This window comes from Sinorhizobium sp. KGO-5 (assembly GCF_036245905.1).
Classification (GTDB): domain Bacteria; phylum Pseudomonadota; class Alphaproteobacteria; order Rhizobiales; family Rhizobiaceae; genus Sinorhizobium; species Sinorhizobium meliloti_A.
Genome location: NZ_BDIZ01000005.1, coordinates 367,575 through 382,815 on the forward strand (window position 1 = coordinate 367,575; position 15,241 = coordinate 382,815).

Here is a 15,241-nt window from a genome sequence, read left to right on the forward strand (position 1 = left end):
ATCCAGCCTGCCGGAGATAGATGAAATGCCCGAAAGCAAGATCGACGTCCTGCTCAACGAAATACAGAAGCTTTCGGCCGCGATGGAGCGCATCGCCGGACCGGCATATGCCGTCAATGACTGGCATGAGGCGGAGTGTTTCGTCTGGGCACCGGCCACGCGCCACCTGCAGCCCGTCCCGAACCCGAATCGCATCGATCTCACGCTCATTACCGGCGTCGACCACGTCCGCGACATTCTCTTCGACAACACGCTTCGCTTCGCTGACGGTTATCCGGCAAATAACGTGCTCCTCTGGGGCGCCCGCGGGATGGGCAAATCGTCGCTGGTCAAGGCCGTTCACGCAAAGGTCGCCCACGACACCGGAAGCGCACTCAAGCTCGTCGAAGTCCACCGGGAGGATATCGCCACCCTGCCCGTGCTGATGGAAATCCTGAAGGCGGCGCCGATGCCCGTGATCGTCTTCTGCGACGATCTCTCCTTCGATCACGACGACACCTCTTACAAGTCGCTGAAGGCGGTGCTCGACGGAGGCGTCGAGGGGCGGCCGGCAAACGTTCTGCTCTATGCGACGTCCAACCGTAGACACCTGCTTCCCCGCAACATGATGGAAAACGAGCAATCCACCGCCATAAACCCTTCGGAAGCCGTCGAGGAAAAGGTGTCGCTATCCGACCGCTTCGGGCTTTGGCTGGGTTTCTACAAATGCAGCCAGGAGGACTATCTGGCGATGGTCGACGGATATGCGCGGTACTTCAAATTGCCTCTCGAGCCGGAAGCGCTGCATGCCGAGGCTCTTGAATGGGCCACGACGCGAGGATCGAGGTCCGGCCGCGTCGCCTGGCAATTCATTCAGGATCTGGCCGGTCGTCTGCGCAGACAGCTCGACGCTCCTGCATAATCGCACTTGCCGTCTGCCGGCGTGATCGCAAAAGCGCCGCGCGTCTTGCCAGACACGCGGCGCTTTCGATTTGCGCATAAGCCGGGAGCGGCCGGTGCCACCGCTTATTCCAGATAGGTCGCAGGGTTGACCGGGGTCGCATTCTTGCGCACCTCGAAGTGCACTTGTGGCCGGGTCGCTCTGCCTGTCATGCCGGAGGATGCGAGCGTCTGGCCGCGCTGGACTTTCTGACCGCGCTGAACCTTGAGTTCGGCAGCGTTGCCGTAAACCGTTACCGTACCGTCGTCGTGGCGCACCAGAACGGCATTGCCGAGTTCTTTCAGGCTGCTGCCCGAGTAGATCACGACACCGTTCTCGGCTGCCTTGATGGGCGTCCCCTCCGGCACCGAAATGTTGATGCCATCGTTTCGGTTGCCGTCGACATTGGCGCCATAGCCAGCAACGACCGCGCCACGGACAGGCCAACGGTACTTTCCGATGCCGGTCGATTTCGGAAGATCCTCGTCACCATCCGACCGGATGGCAACCTCCGACACGCTTTCCTTGGCGGCAGGCGCCTTGGATTCGGTCAGCTTGCCCTGCTCGGTCGAAGCCGCCTGGGCCTCGTTCTTCTTGGCCGAAACAGAAGCCGTGACCACCGCATCGGTCGCCGGCGTTTTCGCCGAGGCGCTCGGGATGTTGAGTTTCTGCCCGATGCGGATGGCTTCTGTCGTAAGCCCGTTCGCCTGCTTCAGGGCAGCGACCGAAACGCCGTTCGCCTTGGCGATTCGGTTGAGCGAGTCACCCGGCTTGACCGTATAGGCACCATTTCCACCGCCCTCGCCGGCGCTGTTGAGCTTGCCCGCCGCGACATCGCTGCGGCTTTCGCTCTTTTCACGCGACTGGGACTGGCCGGGGAGGATTGCCACCTCGCGCTGATCGGTCGGCAGCGGAGACGGACGCTTCTTGCCGCCCTCCACGTCGGCGATCGAACCCGATGCGGCCGCCTTTGCCGCGCTGCCTGCAGTACCGAACGCCGGAATGACGAGCCGCTGGCCCGGCTCTACCTGGCTTGCCGATTTCAGGCCATTCGCCTTCAGTATCTCCTTTTCGGGGACGCCGAAGCGTCTGGCGAGAACAGTAATCGTGTCGCCTTGACGGACCATGATGGTCGGCGCGTTGGAGGCGCTCCAGCCACCCTTGCTCGACATATCCTTGGCTGCCCCCGCCAGCGGCTCCGCCTTCGGGAGGGCAGCAGCCTGCGACGCGAGGGAGGCGGTCTGAACCTGCGGCTGCCGAGATGCGGCGGATGGTTCATCGAGGCTCGTGCGCTGAACGCTCATCGGCGTCGATGCGACACGGGCGCTGGATACCGGCGAGGCCGCCGCCGTGTTGTAGCCTCCGTTGCCGCCGCCGGAGGGATAGGATTGACCGAGCGCTGCATTGTTCCCGTAGGAGGGCGCCGCACCGCCGCTCGCGACATCGCCTCTCGGTACCGTACTCGAACCCTGCGGGATCGCACCCGTCATTATGTCGTCGGACCGCGAAAAGAGCCCGCCGAAGCGGCTGGCGTCAGAACTGCAACCGGTCGCTACACCCGCAAGCAGGATCGCCGCACAGAGACGGATCATGGACTTGCCTGCCTGGGGAGATACAAATTTACGCATGACGCTTTACCCACTCCGAACGCAACTCGCTGTAGAAGGATTAAAGCGCATTAGAGTTACCGCCCGGTTAAAGACGGCACCACTTTGGCGAAATGCTAACCATAGCCGCGCCGAAGCGGGCGTTTTCCGGTCATACGTGCGCTGCGGAACCCGGATACGGTTCGCCAGAGCGCCTCCGGGAAAAGTGTGTAACGGTTTCCGTCCGGAAGTGCGCAGTTCCAAAAGTGGTAAGGTGTTTCACTGTTTCAGCGAAACAGTGAAACACCCTATAGCAGCTCGGAATAAAGCCGTTCGATTTCCGTCATCGGTCTCGGCTCGGGCGCATTTACCTCATAGCTGATATTGGACGCATCCCAGGCGAAAAAGGCGCGCTCTGCCGGCGACATCGTGGTCGAGGCCGGCGAAGGGGCAATCTTGTCTTCTTCGAGAAAGACGCTGACCAGGTTCTCGAATTTGGCATCTATGTCGAGGCCGCTGTCAGCATCATAGTCGAGCGAGCGCAGGCCCGCGACCGCCGCTTCGCGCGTCCCGAAATAGCGCAGGCTGTTCTGATCCTCCGGGCGAAGGCCGTCATAATAGTCGATGAAGGCCCGGTAGTATGCCCTGTAGTCACCGGTTTCTGCGAGCTTGCCGAACGCCTGGTACTCGCGTGCCGCAAGTTGCGGCGAAAGACGATTGTTCCACTCGTCCTTCGTAAGCGGCGGCAATTTTTCAGGCGTTCTTTTTGCCCGGCCGAGATAGAGCAACGCGTCGGCGGACAGCGAAATGCGCGGTGTCGGGTCGACGAAGCCCGCAGGCGCAACCAGCGCCCCGCTCTCGCCTTTGTCTGCGGCACCGGCCTGGTCGGCCGAACGCCCGGCGAGATTTCCCAAGCCATCACCGGACGCAGCGGCAGCGTTCAACCTGTTCTCGATCTGCATATGCCGTCTCCGTCTGTCGCATGACGACCGCGATGCGGAGCAAATGCGTACTCCGCGTCATCTCATGCCGTCCCGGCCTGGATCACGATGATTTCAGGTCGGGTACCTAAAGAGGGAAGCTTGCGCGGGGCTGGAGCGGGTTAAGATTGTATTAACCCGCTTCCGGGAGGCGCACGAGATCACGATGTTTCAGGTCGGGTCGGCCTAAAAACATGAACGTCATCGATTCCAAAAAATTAGACTAAAGGAACGACGCTACCTGTGGGACGATCGGGAGGTAAGGCGCATCGAACAGGTCTTCCCGGTCGAAGCGGCTACCGGTGCGGTTGACGCGAACGATGCGGCAATGCGTTTCGCTCATCATGATCGGCACCAACAGCGTGCCGCCGGAGACGAGATGATCGGAGAACGTCCGGGGAAGGCTGTTGAACGCAGCGGTAATGAGGATCCGGTCGAAGGTGCCCTCGCCCGGCACTCCTGCACTGCCATCGGCCTGGCGGACGACGACGTTGCGCACGCCCGCCTTCTCGAGGTTTTTCTGCGCCGAGGCGACGAGTGTCTGGTACCGCTCGATCGTCAGTACGCGCTCGGCGATCCGCCCCATCACGGCGGCGGTAAAGCCGCTGCCGGTTCCGACCTCGAGTATACGCTGGCCCGGCTTGAGATTGAGACAATGCAGAAGCCGCACGGCCATGTCGCAGCCCTCCATGAACGAGCCGCAATCGAGCGGAATCAGCCGCTTGGAGTAGACTTCGTCCTGGTATTGCGGCGGAGCGAAGAGCGTCCGCGGCGTCTGCTCCACAGCCTTCAGCAGCTCATGATTGACGATGCCGCCCGAGCGAAGCCGCAGCGCCATCGCTGCAAACCCCTCCTGCTGCGAAATTCGTCCGCTCAAGCGACACTTCCTTCCCGCAATGCCCGCGCGATGCGCTCCTGAGCGGCATGATCGGTCATGTCCAGTTTAAGCGGGGTTACCGAAATCCTGTTGTCTCGAAGAGCCCTGATGTCGGTGCCGGAACGGAAATCGCCGGCACGCTCGCCGAAACGGAGCCAGAAATAGGGAAAGCCGCGTCCGTCCGTGCGCTCGTCGATGCTGAGACCGAATTCGAGCTTGCCCTGCGACGTGACTTCAACGCCCGCAACGGCATCGACGGCGCAGTTCGGGAAGTTCAGGTTGATAAGCGTTCCGTCCGGCAGATCGACTCCCATCAATTTGCGGATGAGCGCCGGTGCGTGCGTCTCTGCTACATCCCAGGGAACGTCGCGGCCAACGGCATATTGAAAGGCCTGGCTGAGTGCGATCGAGCGAATGCCCTGCAGCGTTCCCTCGATGGCGCCGGCCACGGTTCCGGAATAGGTGACATCGTCGGCAAGATTTGCGCCGACATTGACGCCGGAAAGGACGAGGTCGGGCTTGCGATCAAGAATTTTCTTGACCGCCATGATGACACAATCGGTCGGGGTACCCCGGAGCGCAAAGCGCCGTTCGGAAACCGGGCGCAGACGCAGCGGCTCCGAAAGCGTCAGAGAATGGGCAAGCCCGCTCTGGTCCACTTCCGGTGCCACCACCCAAACGTCGTCCGATATCGTCCGGGCGATCCGTTCCAGCACGGAGAGGCCCTCGGCGTGAATGCCATCGTCATTCGTCAGCAGGATGCGCATTGCCGGTCTTCTTCCGCTTCATTCGTGCTAGGCCGATTTCTCGATCCGCCGCAGGCCGCCCATATAGGGCACAAGGACGTCCGGCACCGTGATCGAGCCGTCGTCATTCAGGTAGTTCTCGATGACGGCAATCAGCGCCCGGCCGAGCGCGACGCCGGATCCGTTGAGCGTGTGGACGAACTTCGTCCCCTTCTCTTCTTTCCCGCGGTAACGTGCGTTCATCCGACGGGCCTGGAAATCGCCGCAGACGGAGCAGGAGGAAATTTCGCGATAGGCGTCCTGCCCCGGCAACCAGACCTCGAGATCATAGGTCTTTCGCGCGCCGAACCCCATATCGCCGGTGCAGAGCGTCATGACGCGGTAGTGCAGGCCGAGGCGCTTGAGCACCTCCTCGGCACAAGCGGTCATGCGCTCGTGCTCGTCGATCGAACTTTCGGCGTCGGTGATCGACACCAGTTCGACCTTGTTGAACTGATGCTGGCGCAACATGCCGCGGGTGTCACGACCGGCGGAACCGGCCTCGGAGCGGAAGCACGGGGTCAGCGCAGTGAAGCGCAACGGCAGTTTCTCACCGTCGAGAATCTGCTCCCGCACCATGTTCGTCAGCGGCACTTCCGCAGTCGGGATCAGCCAGCGCCCGTCGGTCGTGCGGAAGAGATCGTCTGAGAATTTCGGCAACTGGCCGGTGCCGTACATCGCATCGTCGCGGACGAGCAAGGGCGGCTGAACCTCGATGTAACCATGCTCTGCGGTGTGCAGATCGAGCATGAACTGGCCGAGTGCCCGCTCGAGCCGGGCGAGCTGGCCCTTCAGGATGGTGAAGCGCGACCCGGCAATCCGGGCCGCTCCCTCGAAGTCCATCAGTCCCAGCGCCTCGCCGATCTCGAAATGCTCGAGAGGCTTGTGATTCCAGCCGGGCTTGGCGCCGACGACCCGCGTCACGACATTGGCGCTTTCGTCCGCGCCGACGGGCACGTCGTCGAGCGGCGTATTGGGGATGCGCGACAGCGCGTCCGAGAGCTCGGCCTCGATCTGACGGCTTTCCACTTCGGCCGCCGGCAAGGCATTCTTGAGGTCGGCGACTTCGGCCTTGAGTCTGTCGGCCAGCTCGCTGTTTTTCTGGGCCATCGCCGCGCCGATCTCCTTCGACGCAGCATTGCGCCGCGACTGCATGTCCTGCAGGGACTGGAGGACTGCGCGGCGACGTTCGTCAAGTGCGATCAGGGACGCCGACAATGGCTCCGCACCCCGTTTCGCCAGGGCGTCGTCGAGCCTGTCTGCATTCTCACGGATCCATTTGATATCGAGCATAGTCGTTCCACGCGTTAGTTGCTGCAGGACATCGGAGCCGTTTACGGCGAAATCCTGCAGCGATTCAGAATGCCACAGCGCCCCTTGCGCGTGCGAAGAGCGAGGGCGCCGTGAACGGCACAAGACGTCCGCGGTCAGCCCTTGGCGGGGTCAGCCGTCTCGGACGAGCTTTCCTGCTCAGAGGCAGCCTCGCGCTCGAGGGCCTCGGCAGCCCTTCGCCTTTCGACGAGTCGCGCCGTGTAGATTGAAATTTCGTAGAGAAGGATGGCTGGCAGCGCAAGGCCGATCTGGGAAACCGGATCCGGCGGCGTCAGAACCGCTGCGACCACGAAGGCGATCACGATCGCGTATTTGCGCTTCTCGGCGAGGCCCTGGGCGGTGACGAAGCCGACACGCGCGAGGAGCGTCGTGATGACCGGCAACTGGAACACCAGACCGAAGGCGAAGACCAGGGACATGATGAGGCTGAGATACTCGGACACCTTCGGCAGGAGCTGGATCGCAACCTGCCCTTCGCCGCCGCCCTGTTCCATGGCGAGGAAGAACCACATGACCATCGGCGTGAAGAAGAAATAGACCAGCGCGCCGCCAAGCAGGAACAGGAGTGGCGAAGCGACCAGGAATGGCAGGAAGGCAGCGCGTTCGTTCTTGTAAAGGCCGGGTGCAACGAACCTGTACACCTGCGAGGCGATGACCGGAAATGCGATCACCAGCGCACCGAACATCGCAACTTTGATCTGCGTGAAGAAGAACTCCTGCGGCGCCGTGTAGATGAGCTCGACGTTGCGGTGGCTGAGCCCGGCCCAGCTCACGGCCCACTTGAACGGCAGAACAAGGAGGTTGAACAGCTGCTTGGCAAAATAGAAGCAGACGAGGAACGCCACGAAGAAAGCGCCCACCGCCCACATCAACCGCGTGCGCAGTTCGATCAGATGCTCGATAAGCGGCTGCGGCCGGTCCTCGATATCGCGGCTCATGCGTCACCTTTCTTGCGCGAAGCCGCGCGCGTCTTCGACTTGCTCGCAGCCGGCGCTTCGCCCGGCGCCTTGCGCGCAGGCGACTTCTTCGTGACGGAAGCGCCCGACTTCTTCGACTGCGCTCTGGACTTGGCGGCAGGTTCCGGTTCGCTCGCCTTCGGCGCATCGGCGGCACGGTCCATCTGTCTCGATGCCGAGCTCACTGCTGCTGCCGCCACCTTATCCGTGGCTACTGCCGCGGTTTCGCCGGCGGCGTCGGTATTGACCGGTTCGACCAGCGGTTCGGGCGTCGTGGGGGCTGGCGGCCTGTCGGGCGTGGTCGCCTTCTGCAGATCGGACTTGATCTCGTTACCGAGCTGCCGCAGCGGATTCATCGCATCCCGCAATGCCGCGGTCGGATTGAGGCTTTGCGCATCGCTGATCGTCTTGCGCACGTCGTCGAGATCGGCTTCGCGCAGCGCCTCGTCGAACTGCCGCCGAAAATCGGACGCCATGCCGCGCATCTTTGACGTCATCCGTCCAAACGCGCGCAGCATCGGCGGCAGGTCCTTCGGACCGACGACGATGATCAAGACGATTGCGATAACAACAAGCTCGGTCCAGCCGATATCAAGCATCCGACGCGCCCTAAAAACCCGTGATACGGGCTACCGGGTGCCTGTCGCACCCAGCCCCGTCAGCTTCCGACCGTCAGCGGACTTCGTCAGATTTGTGGTCGACGGTCTTGCCGTCGATCGATTTGTCGGCCGAAGCAACCTCGTCGTCGCCCATGCCCTTCTTGAAGTTCTTGATGCCCTTGGCAACGTCGCCCATCAACTCGGGGATCTTGCCGCGGCCGAACAGCAGCAGAACCACCGCCAGGACGATCAGCCAATGCCAGATACTAAAGGAACCCATCCACTTACTCCCTCGAGACCCTAAACAAATTAGAGCCCAGCACGTTGTCATTTTTCAGGCGCACCCTCCGGGCACGCCATCCTCTTGGCGGACCCTAAGGTGTTGATGCGTCTTTTTCAAACACCAATATATCGCGCTCGTTAACGGAAAGCGTGACGTCACGCAATCCTTGCGGCAGCAAATCGGCGCGGATGCGGGCGCGAACGGTACGTTCGGACTGCGGTACGGCGAGTTCCAGAAGCTCCACGACGCCCAGGAAGCGCCGGGATACGATGCGTGCCGGAATTTCTCCACCGGTCTCGTCGAGCCGGATGCCGGAAAGGCGCACCGCTACGCTCAGTGGCTGCCCCTCCGTATATTGCCCTGTTGCCACAACCCCCAGCGGCGTTTCGACATGGCCGTCCCGCACGCGCGCATCGAAGACGTTAATTTCCGAGAAGAAGCCGGCAGTGAAGAGATCGCAGGGCTGGCGATAGAGCTCGTCCGCCGTGCCGACCTGCACCAGCCGGCCGTCTTTCAGCAGTGCGATCCGGTCCGCCATACGCATCGCCTCTTCGGCGTCGTGCGTTACGACGATGGCGGTCGCGCGCGTCTCGCGCAGTATGGCCAGCGTGTCGGCGCGGATGGAATCCTTCAGACGGGAATCGAGGCCGGAAAAAGGCTCGTCCATCAAAAGCACCGCCGGCCGCGGCGCAAGCGCACGGGCCAGCGCCACGCGCTGCTGCTCGCCGCCGGAGAGCACATGCGGATACCGCTCGGCATAATGCAGAAGGCCGACCCGCTCCAGCGCGGCATCGGCCTGCAGCAATGCCTTTTTCTTCGGCAATTCGGTCAAGCCGAAACAGACGTTCTCACGGATGGTCATATGCGGGAAAAGGGCGAAGTCCTGGAACATCAGGCCGACGCCGCGTTGCTCCGGCGGAATGAAGATGGAAGGGCCGGATATTTCCTGTCCATTCAGCAACAGACGCCCGCCCGTCTGCTTCTCGATGCCCGCGGCGATGCGCAACAGCGTTGTCTTGCCGGAGCCGGAAGGTCCGAGCAGGCAGAGCACTTCGCCGGCCTCGGCCTTGAGCGTAACACCCTTGATCGTTTCCTTGGAATGATACCGATGGCTGATATTCTCGAATGCCAGGTTCGCTGCGAACGACACACCCGAGCGCCTCGTCATCGTGACGGCGCCGCTACGCGCATCTGAAACCATGCTTGCATTCCTCGACCCGAAGATCCGGCTCTAACCTAAAGCCGATATCCATACTCAGGATTTTTAATCGTCTTCTTCAGCCTTCGGTGTCAAGAGGCCCAGTTCTTCGAGGTCCATCTGCGTGATGGGATCCTCGTTTTCGGCAAACTCGTCGTCGCCGATCGGAACCGGAATATTCAGATTGGAAGGGACACGCCCGGACAGCAGGCCGGCCCCCTTCAACTCCTCGATGCCTGGAAGGTCGCGGATCTCTTCGAGGCCGAAATGATCGAGGAAGTCTCTCGTCGTGCCGAAGGTCACCGGACGTCCGGGTGTGCGTCGGCGGCCGCGGAACCGCACCCATCCCGCCTCCATCAGCACGTCGAGGGTACCCTTCGAAGTCTGGACGCCGCGGATATCCTCGATCTCTGCCCGCGTCACCGGCTGGTGATAGGCGATGATCGCCAGCACCTCCAGCGCCGCGCGCGACAGTTTGCGGACCTCCTGCTCCTCCGTATTGACGACGAAGGACAGATCCGCGGCAGTGCGGAAGGCCCAATGATCGGCGACCTGAACAAGGTTGACGCCGCTGCCGGCATATCGGCTCTTGAGCCGCGCCATAACGGTTGCGACGTCGACGCCGCGCGGCAGGCGGCCGGCAATATAGGTTTCTGAAACCGGTTGGGCGGAGGCAAATACAAGGGCCTCGGCGATCCGCTCGGCTTCCTGCTCGAGCCTCGGATCGAAAGAGAATTCTTCCTCGTAATCCTCGTCACCCGGCACGAATTTCTGGGCTTCAGCCACGTGCCGCCTCCATCTCCGCCAAGGTTGCCGCATCGATCGGATTTGGCCCGCGCCGCAGATAGATCGGCGTGAAAGCGCCCTCCTGACGAATTTCCAAACGCCCCTCGCGCACCATTTCGAGTGAGGCCGCAAAGGAGCTCGCAATCGCCGTCGCGCGCTCCTTCGGGCTCGTCATGTAGCGGATCAGGAAATGGTCGAGCGCGGTCCAGTCGTCAAGGCTGCCGACCATTCTCGCCAGGATCAAACGGGCATCGCCGAGCGACCAGACATGCCGCTTCTCGATCGTCACCTGGGTTATCGCCTGACGCTGCCTGAGCGTCGCATAGGCGGTCAGCAGGTCGTAGAGCGAGGCGTCATAATCGGACTTCCTCTCCGTGACGATGTGTTCGGGCGCGCCGCGCACGAAGATGTCCCGGCCGAGGCGGTTCCTGTTCACGAGTTTCGTCGCGGCGTCGCGCATCGCCTCCAGACGTTTCAGGCGGAATGCAAGCGCCGAGGCCATCTCCTCGCCCGACGGTCCTTCATCCTTTGCCGGCTGGGGGATGAGCAGGCGCGACTTGAGATAGGCAAGCCACGCCGCCATGACGAGATAGTCGGCGGCAAGCTCGATACGGATAGACCGTGCCCGCTCGACGAAGGCGATATATTGTTCCGCCAGCGCCAGCACCGAGATGCGGGAAAGATCGACGCGCTGGCTGCGCGCGAGGTGCAGCAAGAGGTCCAGCGGACCTTCGAAGCCGGCGATGTCGACGACGAGCTCGTCCTCGTGCAATCCGCGACGGGCAGACTCGTCCTGCCACAAAGGCTCCATCGGCGCCTTCGCGGAAGGCATTTCCTGCCTTTCGTCCGATTTGCTCACGACCCTGCCCTTTCAGCAACGGACCCGCGCGCCAGGCTCGAGAGCCTAGGCGAGCGCGAACATTGCGTTGAATTCCGCGCGCAGTTCAGCTTCGACTGCGTCGTCCGGTTCCCGGAAAGCGGCCTCGGCAGCCCTCGCCCGGCGGAGCCTCTCGCCGGAGAGAACCGGAACGACATCTGCCACGGCCTTCATTTCTTCCATAATGCCATGACAATGCAAGACGAGATCAAGACCGGCCGCGATTATTCCGCCGGCACGTGCAGTCATGTCGCCGGCAAGCGCATTCATGGAAACGTCGTCGGACATCAGCAGGCCGTCGAAGCCGATGTGGCCCCGGATGATCTCGCTCACGACCTTCGCAGAGGTCGTCGCCGGGTTGTCCGGGTCGATAGCAGTGAAGACCATGTGCGCCGACATGGCCATCGCTTCGTCTTTCATGGCCGCGAAGGGCAGAAAATCGCTGCTCTTCAACTCATCGATACCGGCGCTGACGACCGGCAGGTTGTGATGCGAGTCGACGAAGGTCCGGCCGTGACCGGGCATGTGCTTCATCACCGGCAACATGCCGCCCGCCTTCAAACCTTCGCTCATCGCGCGACCGATCGCGGTTACCGTCGCCGGGTCATGCCCATAGGCACGATTGCCGATGACGTCATGGCTGCCGGGTACCGGCACATCGAGTACCGGCAGGCAATCGACCGTGATGCCGAGGCGCATCAGGTCGAAGGCATGCAGACGCCCCATGACCCATGCGGCACGCAGGCCCCGTTCCCTGTCCCGCCGATAGATTTCGCCGATCGCCGCGCCGTTTGGATATTGCTGCACGAGCGGCGGGCGTATGCGCTGAACGCGACCGCCCTCCTGATCGATCAATACCGGAGCCCGGGGGTTGCCGATGCTGTCACGCAGGCTCGCCACCAGGTCGCGGATCTGCTCTTCCTCGCCGATATTGCGTCCGAAGAGAATGAAACCCCATGGGCGCTCGCCCGCAAAGAAATCGCGTTCTTCCTGCGTCAGCGTAAGGCCCTTGCAGCCGGATATGAATGCTTTTGATTCGCTCATACGAAAAGCATACTGCATGTTTCCCTAAAGCGTAGCCGACTTGGCCATATAAACGTGCGGCAATCCCGCAACGAAAACGGGCGCGGCATTCCTGCCGCGCCCGTTTCTTGTTTTCTCTTCTCAGGCTTATTTCGTTACCAGGCAGCTTCCGCCGGCGCTTTTATAGCGAGAGCAAAGCGAATTGGCCTCCTCGCGCGAGCCGACGGGGATCCTGACCCGGTAATAGGTGCCCTTGCCAGCAATCTCCGCCTTGCGGATGTCCACCCCGCGACCGCCGATCACGCTCGCGAACTTGGAGGAGAGATTGTTGTAGCTCTTCTGCGCCTCGGCCTCCGAAGGCAGAGAGGCAATCTGGATCACGTAGCTGCCGGCGGGAACCGAAGCCGTCGCCAGCGGCGCGGCTGCCGTTTCGGTTGCAGGCTGGCTTTCTGCGGGGGCCGCGGCGGGAGCAGCGGCCTGCGGCTGAGCGGCCGGGCGTGCCTGCGGCAGCGCGGTCGTCTTTACGCTTCGAACGGGCGTGGCCCCTTCGGAGGCTGCAGCGAGTTGATCCGGCTGCGCGGCAGCCGTTGCTTCGGCTTGTGAACCGGCGGCAACGGCTTCACCGGACGCACGGGCCGGGATCGGCGCCGGACCGCCGGCTGTTGCCGCCGCGCTTTCCTGTTGCGGAGCCGGTTCCTCACGGGGGACAAGCGTACCGTCCGGCTTGACGATCATGGTGCGGACCTTGCGCGGTGCAACGGCGGGAACCGCTTCCTCTTCATCGGCGGCATTCCCGGCATCGGTCCCCGGCAGCAAGCGGGCGACCTCGTCGTCGTCGGCGGGCGAAGCACCCGGCAACGTCTCAACGTCTCCACGTCCCTCGAGCGGCAAAGTCTCCGGCGTCAGCGTCCGCTGCACCACGTCCATCGGCTCCTCCGTCGATGAGACCAGGCTCTGCTGGAGCGGCGCCTTGCCCGAGACGCCGGCAACGCGGTCGTAAACCGCCTTGTCCTGGTTCGGCACAGTCTTGCCGCCCTTCTCCTCGGGCACGACCTTCACCGGCGCCTTGTCCGCCAGGATTATCTTCGGACCATCGCCAGAAAGCACCGCGTTGCTGCCGCCCATCCAGGCGTAGACGGCGGCGCCGCCGACGATGATGATGCCGGCAACGCTGGCAGCCAGCAACATCGAGCGCTGGGACCGCCGGCCATAACCGTCTTCGCGATATTCCTCGGCCTGAGCATGGGGCATCGCCGTCATGCGCTCGGCTTCCTGCGTTGCGCTCCGGCGCTCCGCCATCGATCGCTGGAAGTCTTCCTCCATCGCCTTCTCGAACTCGTCGAAATCATCGGCCGGTGCGAATGCAGGATCCGCTTTTTCCGCCGATGCAGCCACGGGTTCGAGGTTTGCGCCGTTCTTGGCAGCAGGCGCCGGCGCGCTGAAAAGCTGCGCCATCTCGGCGTCGATATCCAGATCGTAATCGGCCGGATAAGCCGCTGCTTTTTCCTCCGCCTCGACCGGAGGGAGTTGTGGAACGTCCAGTTCGCCGATCGGTGCGACACCGCTTTCGGTCTCGCCGATCATCGCCGGGTCGAAAGGCAAGGCCACGTCGGCGGATGGCTTTTCGGGCTCCACCGGCACAGACATGTCCCGAACCGATACGGGGGCCTGATGGACGGATGTCTCCGGCTCGCGTGGCGCGACCATAGCCTGCGAGTACGGCTGCGCAGGCGTTTCCACGAGCGCCGGGTGCGCTGCGGCGGCCTGCGTAGCGACAATCGTCGTCGGCGCATCGGCGACCGGGCTGTCCGCAAGATCGAGGTCGAGCGCTATGTCGGCCAGTTCGAGTTCGAAGTCCTCGATGTCGAAGCTCGGCTCGACTTCCGCTTCCGGCATCCTGTTTTCGGGCACCTGAGGCGCTGCTTCCGCACGCATCTCGGGCGCTCGTTCCGGCGACAGGCTCTGAACGACGACCCCCGGGCTTGTGGCAGCCGCGCCTGTGGCAGCCGGGCTTGCGACAGCCGTCTCGGCGGTCGGCGTGGCAAAAGCCCGCTGCTGCGAGACGCCGCCTGACGACGCGACCGGAGTCGCGCGGCTGAACGTCGGAGTAAAAGGATAGTTGTTCTTCTTCACGGCCGCCGGAGCGGGCCGATCCTGCGTTTCGGCCACGGCCGGGGCAGCGACTTCTGCGGCGGCAGGCACCGGAAAACGTTCGACATCGGTCAGGAGCCGGTCGGCGTCAGTGGAAGCCGACGGTTGCGACTGCATTTCCGGCGGCGCGACGGCAATGGCCGCCAGCTCGTTGCTCTCGACCGCACCGGCGAGATCGCCGGCCATGTCGACATAGACGGGCTCTGCAAGCCCGGCCTGCTCGGCGAGTTTGCCGGCTACGGCCAGCTTGGCGGAAAGCGGCTCCTGCCAGTCGGAGAAGATAGGAACGTCGCTTACGCCGGCAGGCACCACATCCGGCTGGGCGGCGTCGGTCGCATCCGGCGACGCATCGTAGCCAAGCGACAATTCGAGCTCGCGCTCCAGGTCGACGGCGGGTTCGTCATGGGACGCTACGGCGACCGCAGTCAAATCCTCGTTCGACGTCCGCTCCACCGGGGTCTCGATGGAAGGCGACGCTGCAGCGTCGGCGACCCCCTCGGGGGCCGGAGCGACATCGGTGACGACTGCATTCTGAGCGACCTGTTCGTCGAAGACAGGGTGCGCGCCATCGGTCGACACTGGGGCAGACGGATGTTCGACAAGGCCGCTATCGGGCCGAACAGGCGCTGCATGGGGCGTATCGTAGCTATCGAACGCGCGGAGGAGCTCCTCCTCGAGATCGAAGGCCGGCTCGCGCCGCATCGCCTCCTGATGGCGCTGAAGTTCCTGCAGTTGCTGAACGGCTGGCCGAGCATCGTAACCGACAATGCGGGCAAGTTCGCTCAACGGATCATCATCGGCCAATGGTTCGAATTCTGCCGGCCCGCTTCGTGCGAATTGTTTGTCTGCCATACTCTCCACTCACAACTGCCTGCGTTGAATTGCCAGT

General features: G+C 62.9%; 14 protein-coding genes. 1 reads left to right on the forward strand and 13 read right to left on the reverse strand.

Going from position 1 to position 15,241, the window contains the following annotated elements; genetic code table 11:
- The first annotated feature begins 25 nt into the window (after positions 1-25).
- Positions 26-901, forward strand: a complete 876-nt coding sequence (locus BHD07_RS22375; protein WP_338283123.1) for an ATP-binding protein — start codon at positions 26-28, stop codon at positions 899-901.
- A gap of 104 nt (positions 902-1,005) precedes the next feature.
- Here BHD07_RS22375 and BHD07_RS22380 read toward each other — a convergent pair whose 3' ends face one another.
- The 13 genes from BHD07_RS22380 to BHD07_RS22440 form a co-directional block, all read right to left on the reverse strand.
- The gene (locus BHD07_RS22380; RefSeq protein WP_324763339.1) at positions 1,006-2,547 is read right to left on the reverse strand and encodes a LysM peptidoglycan-binding domain-containing protein; all 1,542 of its coding nucleotides are present in this window, start codon (positions 2,545-2,547) and stop codon (positions 1,006-1,008) included.
- Between the two features lie 266 nt (positions 2,548-2,813).
- Positions 2,814-3,467: a hypothetical protein gene (locus BHD07_RS22385; RefSeq protein WP_018097725.1), complete on the reverse strand. Its 654-nt coding sequence runs from the start codon at positions 3,465-3,467 to the stop codon at positions 2,814-2,816.
- Positions 3,468-3,708: 241 nt separating this feature from the next.
- Positions 3,709-4,362, reverse strand: a complete 654-nt coding sequence (locus BHD07_RS22390; protein WP_018097726.1) for a protein-L-isoaspartate(D-aspartate) O-methyltransferase — start codon at positions 4,360-4,362, stop codon at positions 3,709-3,711.
- Positions 4,359-5,129 (reverse strand): 5'/3'-nucleotidase SurE, encoded by a 771-nt coding sequence (gene surE, locus BHD07_RS22395; RefSeq protein WP_100674028.1) that lies wholly within the window; start codon positions 5,127-5,129, stop codon positions 4,359-4,361. Before surE ends, BHD07_RS22390 begins: the two co-directional genes overlap by 4 nt.
- A gap of 27 nt (positions 5,130-5,156) precedes the next feature.
- Positions 5,157-6,440, reverse strand: coding sequence for a serine--tRNA ligase (gene serS, locus BHD07_RS22400; RefSeq protein WP_100674029.1), 1,284 nt, complete (start codon positions 6,438-6,440; stop codon positions 5,157-5,159).
- A 134-nt stretch (positions 6,441-6,574) separates the two neighbouring features.
- Positions 6,575-7,417, reverse strand: a complete 843-nt coding sequence (gene tatC, locus BHD07_RS22405) for a twin-arginine translocase subunit TatC (RefSeq protein ID WP_018097729.1) — start codon at positions 7,415-7,417, stop codon at positions 6,575-6,577.
- Entirely contained in the window at positions 7,414-8,034 is a 621-nt protein-coding gene (gene tatB / locus BHD07_RS22410) for a Sec-independent protein translocase protein TatB (protein WP_338283125.1), read from the reverse strand. Before tatB ends, tatC begins: the two co-directional genes overlap by 4 nt.
- Before the next feature lie 73 nt (positions 8,035-8,107).
- Positions 8,108-8,314: a twin-arginine translocase TatA/TatE family subunit gene (locus BHD07_RS22415; protein WP_003534564.1), complete on the reverse strand. Its 207-nt coding sequence runs from the start codon at positions 8,312-8,314 to the stop codon at positions 8,108-8,110.
- A 94-nt stretch (positions 8,315-8,408) separates the two neighbouring features.
- Positions 8,409-9,518 carry an ABC transporter ATP-binding protein gene (locus BHD07_RS22420; RefSeq protein ID WP_338283128.1) on the reverse strand — a complete coding sequence of 370 codons (1,110 nt, stop codon included), beginning with the start codon at positions 9,516-9,518 and terminating at the stop codon, positions 8,409-8,411.
- 63 nt (positions 9,519-9,581) lie between these two features.
- Positions 9,582-10,301 (reverse strand): SMC-Scp complex subunit ScpB, encoded by a 720-nt coding sequence (gene scpB, locus BHD07_RS22425; protein WP_018097732.1) that lies wholly within the window; start codon positions 10,299-10,301, stop codon positions 9,582-9,584.
- Positions 10,294-11,133: a segregation and condensation protein A gene (locus tag BHD07_RS22430; RefSeq protein ID WP_164867107.1), complete on the reverse strand. Its 840-nt coding sequence runs from the start codon at positions 11,131-11,133 to the stop codon at positions 10,294-10,296. Before BHD07_RS22430 ends, scpB begins: the two co-directional genes overlap by 8 nt.
- A gap of 72 nt (positions 11,134-11,205) precedes the next feature.
- Positions 11,206-12,240, reverse strand: a complete 1,035-nt coding sequence (nagZ, locus tag BHD07_RS22435; protein ID WP_338283131.1) for a beta-N-acetylhexosaminidase — start codon at positions 12,238-12,240, stop codon at positions 11,206-11,208.
- A 108-nt stretch (positions 12,241-12,348) separates the two neighbouring features.
- Complete coding sequence (locus BHD07_RS22440) at positions 12,349-15,204, reverse strand: SPOR domain-containing protein (RefSeq protein WP_338283132.1); 2,856 nt, start codon at positions 15,202-15,204, stop codon at positions 12,349-12,351.
- Positions 15,205-15,241 lie beyond the last annotated feature (37 nt).

Excerpts from the sequence above, each read along its gene's own strand:
- BHD07_RS22375 (WP_338283123.1), top strand. The coding sequence starts at position 26 with ATGCCCGAAAGCAAGATCGACGTCCTGCTCAACGAAATACAGAAGCTT.
- BHD07_RS22380 (WP_324763339.1), bottom strand. The coding sequence starts at position 2,547 with ATGCGTAAATTTGTATCTCCCCAGGCAGGCAAGTCCATGATCCGTCTC.
- BHD07_RS22385 (WP_018097725.1), bottom strand. The coding sequence starts at position 3,467 with ATGCAGATCGAGAACAGGTTGAACGCTGCCGCTGCGTCCGGTGATGGC.
- surE (WP_100674028.1), bottom strand. The coding sequence starts at position 5,129 with ATGCGCATCCTGCTGACGAATGACGATGGCATTCACGCCGAGGGCCTC.
- serS (WP_100674029.1), bottom strand. The coding sequence starts at position 6,440 with ATGCTCGATATCAAATGGATCCGTGAGAATGCAGACAGGCTCGACGAC.
- tatC (WP_018097729.1), bottom strand. The coding sequence starts at position 7,417 with ATGAGCCGCGATATCGAGGACCGGCCGCAGCCGCTTATCGAGCATCTG.
- tatB (WP_338283125.1), bottom strand. The coding sequence starts at position 8,034 with ATGCTTGATATCGGCTGGACCGAGCTTGTTGTTATCGCAATCGTCTTG.
- BHD07_RS22415 (WP_003534564.1), bottom strand. The coding sequence starts at position 8,314 with ATGGGTTCCTTTAGTATCTGGCATTGGCTGATCGTCCTGGCGGTGGTT.
- BHD07_RS22420 (WP_338283128.1), bottom strand. The coding sequence starts at position 9,518 with ATGGTTTCAGATGCGCGTAGCGGCGCCGTCACGATGACGAGGCGCTCG.
- BHD07_RS22430 (WP_164867107.1), bottom strand. The coding sequence starts at position 11,133 with ATGCCTTCCGCGAAGGCGCCGATGGAGCCTTTGTGGCAGGACGAGTCT.
- nagZ (WP_338283131.1), bottom strand. The coding sequence starts at position 12,240 with ATGCAGTATGCTTTTCGTATGAGCGAATCAAAAGCATTCATATCCGGC.
- BHD07_RS22440 (WP_338283132.1), bottom strand. The coding sequence starts at position 15,204 with ATGGCAGACAAACAATTCGCACGAAGCGGGCCGGCAGAATTCGAACCA.